Annotated in this window: 8 protein-coding genes and 1 tRNA gene; 5 read left to right on the top strand and 4 right to left on the bottom strand. The window is 69.1% G+C overall.

Features of this window, described 5'->3' with window-relative positions:
• The first annotated feature begins 158 nt into the window (after positions 1-158).
• Entirely contained in the window at positions 159-1,547 is a 1,389-nt protein-coding gene (locus GA0115259_RS11745) for an NAD(P)/FAD-dependent oxidoreductase (protein ID WP_093594824.1), read from the top strand.
• 314 nt (positions 1,548-1,861) lie between these two features.
• On the top strand, positions 1,862-3,160 hold the full coding sequence (locus GA0115259_RS11750; RefSeq protein ID WP_093594827.1) for an SAM-dependent methyltransferase: 1,299 nt from the start codon (positions 1,862-1,864) through the stop codon (positions 3,158-3,160).
• A gap of 146 nt (positions 3,161-3,306) precedes the next feature.
• On the opposite strand, the gene GA0115259_RS11755 is transcribed toward GA0115259_RS11750, so the two are convergent.
• Together GA0115259_RS11755 and GA0115259_RS11760 are read right to left on the bottom strand one after the other, a co-directional pair.
• Positions 3,307-5,853, bottom strand: coding sequence for an ABC transporter permease (locus GA0115259_RS11755; protein ID WP_093594830.1), 2,547 nt, complete (start codon positions 5,851-5,853; stop codon positions 3,307-3,309).
• A 229-nt stretch (positions 5,854-6,082) separates the two neighbouring features.
• A complete protein-coding gene (locus GA0115259_RS11760) occupies positions 6,083-6,853 on the bottom strand; it encodes an ABC transporter ATP-binding protein (protein WP_093594833.1) in 771 nt (256 codons plus the stop codon).
• A gap of 399 nt (positions 6,854-7,252) precedes the next feature.
• On the opposite strand from GA0115259_RS11760, the gene GA0115259_RS11765 reads away from it, so the two are divergent.
• A tRNA-Leu gene (locus GA0115259_RS11765) sits at positions 7,253-7,335 on the top strand.
• Between the two features lie 152 nt (positions 7,336-7,487).
• On the top strand, positions 7,488-8,354 hold the full coding sequence (locus tag GA0115259_RS11770; RefSeq protein WP_093594836.1) for a Bax inhibitor-1/YccA family protein: 867 nt from the start codon (positions 7,488-7,490) through the stop codon (positions 8,352-8,354).
• A 115-nt stretch (positions 8,355-8,469) separates the two neighbouring features.
• Here GA0115259_RS11770 and GA0115259_RS11775 read toward each other — a convergent pair whose 3' ends face one another.
• Positions 8,470-8,700: a DUF4287 domain-containing protein gene (locus GA0115259_RS11775; protein WP_066956338.1), complete on the bottom strand. Its 231-nt coding sequence runs from the start codon at positions 8,698-8,700 to the stop codon at positions 8,470-8,472.
• Between the two features lie 145 nt (positions 8,701-8,845).
• Here GA0115259_RS11775 and GA0115259_RS11780 point away from each other — a divergent pair, with 145 nt between their 5' ends.
• Entirely contained in the window at positions 8,846-9,166 is a 321-nt protein-coding gene (locus tag GA0115259_RS11780; RefSeq protein WP_093594839.1) for a hypothetical protein, read from the top strand.
• 16 nt (positions 9,167-9,182) lie between these two features.
• On the opposite strand, the gene GA0115259_RS11785 is transcribed toward GA0115259_RS11780, so the two are convergent.
• Positions 9,183-10,069, bottom strand: an 887-nt coding sequence (locus tag GA0115259_RS11785; RefSeq protein ID WP_237539933.1) for a hypothetical protein, incomplete at its 5' end; no start/stop codon positions are given.

The following is a 10,069-nucleotide window of genomic DNA, read 5'->3' on the forward strand; positions in this document are numbered from 1 at the left end:
CAGCTCACAGGGGGTGGGCAACGACCGGCGGAGGACCTTGGTTCCCTGGGGGCACCGTGATCTCGATCATGTGAGCCGCGCAGTGTAGCACCATAGGGCGCAGACCTTGTGAAGGGGCTCACGAGCACCCCCTCCGAGGGGGGTGGATACTCGATGGCATGAGCACCACGGAGCGTCCCAGGATCCTCGTTGTAGGCGGTGGGTACGTAGGCCTGTACGCAGCTCGTCGCATTCTGAAGAAGATGCGCTACGGGGAGGCGACCGTCACGGTTGTCGACCCGCGCTCGTACATGACGTACCAGCCCTTCCTCCCCGAAGCCGCCGCCGGCAGCATTTCGCCTCGGCATGTCGTCGTACCGCTGCGACGCGTGCTGCCCAAGGCTGAGGTGCTCACCGGCCGAGTCACCACCATCGACCAGGACCGCAAGGTCGCCACGGTCGCGCCGCTCGTCGGCGAGGCTTACGAGCTGCCCTTCGACTATCTGATCGTGGCCCTCGGCGCGGTCTCCCGTACCTTCCCGATCCCCGGCCTCGCCGAGCAGGGCATCGGTATGAAGGGCATCGAGGAGGCCATCGGCCTGCGCAACCATGTGCTCGAACAGCTCGACAAGGCCGACTCGACCACCGACGAGGACGTCCGCCGCAAGGCGCTCACCTTCGTCTTCGTGGGCGGCGGCTTCGCCGGCGCGGAGACCATCGGCGAGGTCGAGGACCTGGCGCGCGACGCGGCCAAGTACTACACGAGCGTCAAGCGCGAGGACATGCGCTTCATCCTCGTGGACGTCGCCGACAAGATCCTTCCCGAGGTCGGCCCGAAGCTGGGCTCCTGGGGCAAGGAGCATCTGGAGAGCCGCGGCGTCGAGATCTACCTCAAGACCGGCATGGACTCCTGCGTCGACGGTCATGTGGTGCTCAACAACGGCCTTGAGGTCGACTCCAACACCATCGTGTGGACGGCCGGCGTCAAGCCGAACCCGGCCCTCACCCGTTACGGTCTGCCGCTCGGCCCGCGCGGCCATGTGGACACCAGTGAGAAGCTCCAGGTGCAGGGCACCGACTACATCTGGGCCGCAGGCGACAACGCCCAGGTCCCGGATGTCGCCGCCCGCAGGGCCGGTGCCGAGAACGCCTGGTGCCCGCCGAACGCCCAGCACGCGCTGCGCCAGGCGCGGCTGCTCGGTGACAACGTCATCTCCGGTATGCGGGGCTTCCCGCAGAAGGAGTACAGCCACGCCAACAAGGGCGCCGTCGCCGGTCTGGGACTGCACAAGGGCGTCGCGATGATCGTCATGGGCAAGATGAAGATCAGGCTCAGGGGCCGGCTCGCCTGGTACATGCACCGCAGCTACCACGGTCTGGCCATGCCGACCTGGAACCGCAAGATCCGTGTCTTCGCCGACTGGACGCTGGCGATGTTCCTCAAGCGCGAGGTCGTCTCGCTCGGCGCGATGGAGACACCGCGCGAGGAGTTCTACGAGGCCGCCAAGCCCAGCCCGCCGGCCGTCGCCGCCGTCACGCCGACACCGGAGAGGGCCAAGGCGTCCTGAGACCGGGCCGCCGGTACGCCCTGGGCCACCGGCACAACTGACGTAACTGATATACGAGAAGGGCCGCTCGCCATCCGTGGTGCGAGCGGCCCTTCCCGTATCTGCGGTCGCTCCGACGGCCTACCCTCCAGCTCCCTCCGTACGGTCACCCGCACACCCTCGCCTGGGAGAAAAGGCGCACACCGCCAGGAAAGTGTGTGGTGGGTGCAGGCATTTTGCCGGTCCATTGCGAGCCGCAGGGACTGCATCCGTACCCGTCCGGTGTTTACGTGGTGTTGAGCATGTCCGTATCCGCCACCACGGAGGTGTGCGCCATGGCCGACGCCGCGCTGCGGCTGACCACTCTTGCCGAGGAGTTGCTGGGAGTTCCGCTCCCGGTCCGTATCCGTGCCTGGGACGGCAGCGAATCGGGTCCTCCGGACGCCCCGACCCTGATCATCCGTAACCGACGCGCCCTGCGCCGACTCCTGTGGAAGCCGGGCGAGATGGGCCTCGCACGCGCCTGGGTGGCCGGCGAGATCGATGTGGACGGCGATCTCTTCGCGGTTCTCGACCGGCTCGCCGCGTTCATCTGGGAGCGCGGCGCCGATGCCAAGGACGAGGTCCATCCTCTGCGCGATCCCCGGCTGCGGGCCGCCGCCCGTACGCTCCTGCGCATCGCGGGACCCTGGCCGCCGCCCGCACCGCCCGCCGAGGAGGTACGGCGGCGGTACGGCGCGCTGCACACCAAGCGCCGGGACAAGGAGGCGATCAGCCACCACTACGACGTGGGCAACGACTTCTACGAGCTGGTGCTCGGCCCGTCCATGGTCTACTCCTGCGCGTACTGGGACGGCGACGCCGGATTCAGTCTCGAAGACGCACAGCGCGACAAGCTCGATCTGATCTGCCGCAAGCTCGCGCTCAAGGACGGCGAGCGGCTGCTCGACGTCGGCTGCGGCTGGGGCTCGATGGCCATCCACGCGGCCCGTGAGTACGGCGCCCGCGTCACCGGAGTCACCCTCTCCAGGGAACAGGCGACCTATGCGCGCAAGCGCGTCGCGGAGGAGGGGCTCGCCGACCTGGTCGAGATCCGGGTCCAGGACTACCGCGACGTCAGGGACGGTCCGTACGACGCGATCTCCTCCATCGGGATGGCCGAACACGTCGGTTCCGTGCGTTACCGCGAGTACGCCGACGATCTCTACGCCCTGCTCAAGCCGGGCGGACGGCTGCTCAACCACCAGATCGCCCGGCGCCCTGAGCGCGACGAGAGCCAGTACCGCATCGATCCGTTCATCGACGCGTACGTCTTCCCCGACGGCGAACTGGCCCCGCTCGGCCGGACCGTCGCCACACTGGAGGAGGCGGGCTTCGAGGCCCGGGACGTGGAGTCGATCCGGGAGCACTACGCGCTGACGCTGCGCCACTGGGTGGCGAATCTGGAGAAGCACTGGGACCAGGCGGTACGGAGCACCTCGCCCGGCCGCGCCCGGGTCTGGCGTCTCTACATGGCGGCGTCCGCGGTCTCCTTCGAGCGCAACAGGATCGGTGTCAACCAGATCCTGGCCGTGAAGACTCCGGAGGCCGGGGCCTCCGGGATGCCGTGGCGGGCCCGCGCCTGGGGCGTCTGACGGAGCCGGAAGGGCCGGAAGAGGCAGACGAGCCGGAAGGGCCGGACCTCCGCCGTGTCAGGAGATCCGGCCCTTCTTCGCACGCGCCGCGCCGCGCGGGTTCGTACCGCGTACCGGGCCGCGTAGGCGCCCGGTACGCGGTACCGCTATTCGGTCTTGATCGCCGTCAGCATGTTCAGCTTCGCGGCGCTGCGCGCCGGCCAGAGCGCGGCCAGCACACCCACCAGCCCGGCCAGCACCAGGAAGATCCCGATCCGGTCCCATGGGATGACCAGGGCGTAACCCGGGATGGAGTCCTTGAACGTCTCGCCGACCGCCCAGGCCAGGAAGGTCCCGAGCACCACTCCGATCACCGCGCCGAAGACCGAGATCACCACGGCCTCCAGCCGGATCATCCGCTTGACCTTGCGGCGGTCCAGACCGATCGCCCGCAGCATGCCGATCTCCTGCTGCCGCTCGAAGACCGACATCGCCAGGGTGTTGACGACTCCGAGGACCGCGATGATCAGGGCCATCGCCAGCAGCCCGTACATGATGTTCAGCGCGGTGTTGATGAAGCCGCCGAAGGTGTTCCTGATGTCCTGCTGGTCCATGAAGTCGATGCCCGGGTTGTCGCCCAGCGCGTCCACCAGTGCCTGCTCATGCGCGGCGCTCGCACCGCCGTCCATCTTCACCCAGACCTCGGGGATGTACGGCTTGGACTCGTGCGGGGCGACCAGGTCCTTGGAGATCAGCACCGGCGAGAGGAACTCGTTCCCCGCGTAGACCGCGCCGACCTTCAGCCGGGCGGACTTGCCGTCGGAGTACGTCACTTCGACGGTGTCACCGGGCTTCCAGCCGTTGGACTCCGCGGTCTTGTCGGCGACCGCGATCCCGCCCTGGCCGAGTGCGTCCAGCGAGCCGGAGACGTTGTTGAAGGCGAAGACCTTCTCGATGTCTCCGGGCGTGACCGCCGAGGCGGCGTGGAACTCGCCCTTGATCTTCAGCGACGTGGCCTGCTGCGGGGAGAGGGCGCTTACGCCGGACACCTTCTCCAGCGCGGTCAGGGCCGACTCGTCCAGCGGACCGCCGCTCGCCATGGTGACCATGTAGTCGGCCTTGATGTTGTCCGTGGTCATCCGGTCCACGGCCTGGCCGATCGTCACACCGATCACCGTGAGACCGGTGACGAGCGTGAGCCCGATGGCCAGCGCGGAGGCGGTGGCTCCGGTACGGCGCGGATTGCGGACCGCGTTCTGTCCCGCCAGCTTGCCGGCGACGCCGAACACCCGCTGGAGGGCGGGCCGTACGAGTGCGATGACCGGCCGCGAGAGCAGCGGGATCAGCACGATGACACCGATCATCGTCAGGAACGCGCCCCCGCCGATCAGCAGCCGTCCGTTGTCGGCGCCCGCCGCCGCGCCCGCGACGATCAGTACCGCGCCGAGCAGTGCCAGTACCGCGCCGATCGAGTTGCGTACGACCAGGGACCTGGTGGTGGCCACGGCGTGCACACTGCTCATCGCCGCCACCGGCGGGATCTTCGCGGCCCTGCGGGCGGGCAGCCAGGCGGCGATCAGGGTGATCAGCACACCGACGACGAAGGCCGCGCCGACGGCGGTCGGTGAGATCACCAGCGGTCCTGCGGGCATCCTCGCGCCGAACGAGCCCATCGCGGACCGCAGTCCGGTCGCCAGACCGAGACCGACCAGAAAGCCGACCGCCGAGGCGATGGCGCCGACGACCGCGGCCTCGGCCAGCACCGAGCGCTTGACCTGGCGGCGCGAGGCACCGACGGCGCGCATCAGCGCCAGCTCCCTGGTGCGCTGGGCGACCAGCATGGTGAAGGTGTTCGAGATCAGGAACACGCCGACGAACAGGGCGATGGCGGCGAAGGCCAGCAGCATCTGATTGAGCGTGGAGACGCTCGACTCGATGTTCGCGGCCTGCTCGTCGGCGAGCTGCTTGCCGGTCTGCGCCTCGGCGTTCTTCCCGATCAGGGCCTTGACGTCGGTCAGGATCGCGCTGTCCGAGGCGCCGGGCGCCGCGGTGACGGTGACGTCCATGAAGTAGCCCGGCTCCAGATAGAGCTTCTGGGCGACGGCGGTGTCGAACAGGACCAGACTGCCACCCGCGTTGACCGCGCCGTCCTCGGTGGTGAAGACACCGGAGAGGGCGTACTCCTTCACCGGTCCGTTGGTGGCGACCCGCACCTGGTCGCCGACCTGGTAACCGCCCTTGGCGGCCGAGGACGTGTCGAGCGCGATCTCGTCGTCGCGCGTGGGGCCCGAGCCATCGGTGAAGGTGTAGGCGGAGTCCTGGCCGTTCGCGGCGGGCGCGAAGTTGGCACCGGTGTTGGACCAGCCGTTGCCGATGAGCTTGCCGTCCGCGTCGGCGACTCCGGCGAAGCCGCTGACGCGGCCGGTGACGGAGGCGACGCCGTCGACGGCCCCGATCTTCTCGACGGTCTGCCGGCTGATGCCGGGGCTCTGCTCGCCTTCCTTCTTCGGACCGTTGTCACGGCTGTCATGGGACGTGACGGCGACGGCGACGTCCTTGTAGCTCTTGGCCGACTGATTGCGGAAGGCGTTGCCGATGGTGTCGGTGAAGACCAGGGTGCCGGAGACGAAGGCCACGCCGAGCATGACGGCGAGCACGGTCATCAGCAGTCTGGCCTTGTGCGCGAGCACAGTGCGCAGGGCGGTACGGAACATGGTGGGAGTCCTGGTGGAATGGGATGGGCCGGGCGGCGGAAGGCGCGGGCCGCAGGAGCTGGCGGGAGGCGCGCGGGAGACGAGTGCGGCACGAGAGGCACGGGAGGCGCGATCGGCGCGGTGGGCATCGGCCCGGTGCGGCATTTGCTGCGTTCTGCTGAAGTCCGCTTGAGGTCTGCTCAATATCTGCTTGACGTCTTCTCGACGTCTGCTTGAGGCCTGCTCGGCGTCAGCTTGTACGGCCCTTGGCGTCGAAGGCCTTCATCCGGTCGAGTACACCGTCGGCGCTGGGGTGCAGCATCTCGTCGACGATCTGGCCGTCGGCGAGGAAGATGACCCGGTCCGCGTACGAGGCGGCCACCGGGTCGTGCGTCACCATGACGACCGTCTGCCCCAACTCCCGTACGGAGTTGCGCAGAAAGCCCAGCACCTCGGCGCCGGAGCGCGAGTCCAGGTTTCCGGTGGGCTCGTCGCCGAAGATGATCTCGGGCTGGGAGGCCAGCGCACGGGCGACGGCCACCCGCTGCTGCTGACCGCCGGAGAGCTGGGTGGGCCGGTGGCCGAGCCGGTCGGCCAGCCCGATCATCGCGATCACCTGGTCCAGCCACCGCCGGTCGGGCTTGCGGCCCGCGATGTCCATGGGGAGCGTGATGTTCTCCAGGGCCGTCAGCGTGGGCAGCAGATTGAACGCCTGGAAGATGAAGCCGATCTTGTCCCGGCGCAACTGCGTCAGCTGCTTGTCCTTGAGCGTGGAGAGTTCGGTCTCGCCGATCCGCACCGACCCACCGCTGAAGGTGTCGAGGCCGGCGACGCAGTGCATCAGGGTGGACTTGCCGGAGCCCGAGGGCCCCATGATCGCGGTGAACTCGCCCTGGCGGAAGTCCACGGTGACCCGGTCGAGGGCGACCACCTGGGTCTCGCCCGTTCCATAGACCTTCGACAGTTCGGAGGCGCGCGCGGCCACCGCGGTGGCGCGGTCGGCGATCTGGGTGGTGGTCACGGGAGGACACTCCTGTTTTGTCGGATGCTCGGTGGGAACGACTCCATCCTCCGTGCCGCCCCGGCGCGGGTCGTCCGTCCCGATGCCCGTTCCCGGGGCCCTCTTGGGTCTGACCGCCGCGCGCCGCCCTCCTCCTTCGGTATGACACCGCCCCTGAGGGGTGTCCACCCGGGACAAAGGGGTCCGGCGTTGTGCCGAATGAGTGACCGGGCGGCGACTTTTCGTCATTCCTGTACGCCTGGGTACGAGTTGACCACCCGCGCCCGGCATGTGCGGATGGCTCGGTACGTGCCCTGACGCACCCTCAGACGTCAATAAAATAAGACAACATCGGGTTGCCGCTCGGCTGTTCGAGTGGTGTGTCCCGATAGGCTCATGTGCCAACGCGGCGTCGCGCGTGCCCGGATGGTGGAATGCAGACACGGCGAGCTTAAACCTCGCTGCCCCTCGGGGGCGTACCGGTTCAAGTCCGGTTCCGGGCACATTTCCGACCGTCCGACGGCCGCCGGTGTGACGCGCGGCACGCGTGTGGTGTCACGATCCTGGAAAGATCCTCCCCCAGCACTAGGGCAGACGCTTTGCGTCCCTATTACTCTTGTGGCAAGGCCACGCAGGGTGGCCATGGAGGAGTGAGATGAGGAGCAGTAACCCGGTCTTCTCGCGACGGGGCTTCAGCCGCGACAACGGCCACGCGGGCTTCAACGCGGCGCCGCAGGCCGGGGGCCCCGCCGTAGGAACCAACCCGTACGCGACCAACCCGTACGCGCCCCAGCAGGGCGCGGGATACGGCGCGGGACCGCAGGCGCCCGCGCGCACCGACGTCATGACGATCGACGACGTCGTGACCCGTACCGCCATGACGCTGGGCACGGTCATCCTCACGGCCGTTCTCTCGTGGGTCCTGCTGCCGGTCGACCAGGCCAACATCGGCAAGTCGTACGGCATCGCGATCGGCGCCGCGCTGGTGGCGCTCGTCCTGTCGCTGATCCAGTCCTTCAAGCGTCGGCCGACTCCGGCGCTGATCCTCGCGTACGCCGCCTTCGAGGGCGTCTTCCTCGGCGTCATCAGCAGCGCGGTGAGCACCTACATCGCGCCGGGCGTGGTGATCCAGGCGGTCATGGGCACGATGGCGGTCTTCGCCGGTGTGCTGTTCGCGTACAAGATGCGCTGGATCCGTGTCACCCGCCGCTTCTACGGCTTCGTGATGGCCGCGGCCATGGGCTTCCTGCTCCTGATGGTCGCCAACATGCTCTTCAGCGTCTTCGGCGGCGGTGACGGCCTCGGCTTCCGCAGCGGCGGTCTGGGCATCGTCTTCGGCATCGTCGGGATCGTCCTCGGCGCGTGCTTCCTGGCGCTGGACTTCAAGCAGGTCGAGGACGGCGTCGCGTACGGCGCTCCGCGCGAGGAGTCCTGGCTCGCGGCCTTCGGCCTCACGCTCACTCTGGTGTGGATCTACCTGGAGATGCTGCGGCTGCTGTCGATCCTCCAAGGCAACGACTGACGGCGGCGGTGACAGTCTGACGCGCTGACACGCTGATACAGCGCGGAGGGGTCCGCGGGCTTGGTGCCCGCGGGCCCCTTCTGTTGTGTGCGCGGCTGTTTGTGTGTGCGGCCGGTCAGAGCAGACGGCGGGCCGCCCGCCTCAGGTCGTACTCATGGACGATCGCCTTCGCGTGTCCGTATGCGAGGTTGTGCTCGCTCCTCAGCCAGCTCACCTTCTCCTCGAAACGGATGAGGGACGGGCCCTCCTCGACGGCGCGCAGCCAGTCGGAGATCTCACGACCGGTGCAATGAGGGATGCGGGAGAGCATGTTGCGGTGGGTCTCTTCGGAGAAGACAAGGGACATCGGCGCCTCCGGACGCTCTGCGCGTACTGGTCCTTCAGGCCACCGTGCCCGAGCGTTGGCCTGTTGGCAACAGTCCCGTAGCCATTCCTGTATGCCTTGGCCGTCCCTTGGCCGCGATCCCGGCCGGGCGCGTAGGGTCGGCCGGGTGCTCGATACAACGCCGCTGACCGCCGCCGTGGACCGCTTCGCCGACCGGCTGCGGGCCGCTCCGCAGAGTCGGCTCCGGCGTGGTGCCGCGGCCGAGGCGCTGGCGCTGGCCAGGGAACTGTCCGTACGGGCCCAGCGGCTCGACGCGCCCGGCGAGGAGCCGCGGATCATGCCGGACGCCGGTGTCTTCGTCGTCGCGGACCAGCTCACCGTCGCGGCCGCGGATCTGGCCGAGGCATTGAGAACGGCCCCGTCCGTGAGGGAGCTGGACGAGGCCGTGAGGTCGGTCGAGCGGGCGGTCGGCCGCGCGGCCCTGTGAGGGACTACGGGCGGGACTACAGCGAGGCGATGACGCGGTCCGCGAGGATGTAGACGTGCTCGGCGCCCTCTCCGTCGGCGGCTTCTGCGTCGGCGCCGGAGCCGGTGGTGCCACGGCCCGTGGCGTCATGACCGGTGCCGCTGCCGTCGCCTCCGTAGGAGAACGTCAGGGTGTACGCGCCGGAGACACCGGAGCCGCCCAGCAGGAACGGCGCGTCGCCCGCGCGCAGCGCCGCGGCGAGCCGCTCGGCGGTCTCCCGGTGGCCCGGAGTCATACAGAGCGTCGTACCGTCCGCGAAGACATAGACATCGAGTGTGCCCAGCGGACCGGGCCGCACATCGGCGAGCGCCGTACGGGTCGCGGCCAGCTCTTCGAGCCGGGTGATCGTGCGCTCGTGGTCGCTGACGACGGGTGTCTGGAGCGGTACGAAGTCCGGGTGCGAGGGATGCCGGCGGCGGGCCGCGGCCAGTTCCGGCGAGTCCTCCGTGAAATCGCCGACCTCGCCGATACCGCCGCTGCCGCCCACTCCGCTCACCTCACTGACTTCGCTGACCTCACTGACCTCACTGATCTCGCTGAGGTCCGGATAGTCGGCGAAGCTGTCGAGCGCCTCGGCCGCGTCGAGATCCAGCGACTCGAAACCGGCGAAGTCCACCTGGCGCGGGATGTAGAACGGTCCGTCCTCGGCGCCGAGGCCCGCGAGCCCGCCGAGCAGCGACGGCGTGTCGGCCGCGTCCCGGGCCTCCTGCGCGGCCCAGAAGGCGCGCGCCTCGGCGAGCTCGCGCTCGCGCTCCTCGGCGAGGGCCTCGGCCACGGCGGTCCGTATGGCGTCCGGGCAGTCGGTCCGGTCGGCGCTTCTGGCCTGCGGTACGGCGGCGGGGGGGCCGCCCGGGGTCGCCGCGG

The sequence above is a fragment of the Streptomyces sp. MnatMP-M17 genome (assembly GCF_900091995.1).
Classification (GTDB): Bacteria; Actinomycetota; Actinomycetes; order Streptomycetales; family Streptomycetaceae; genus Streptomyces.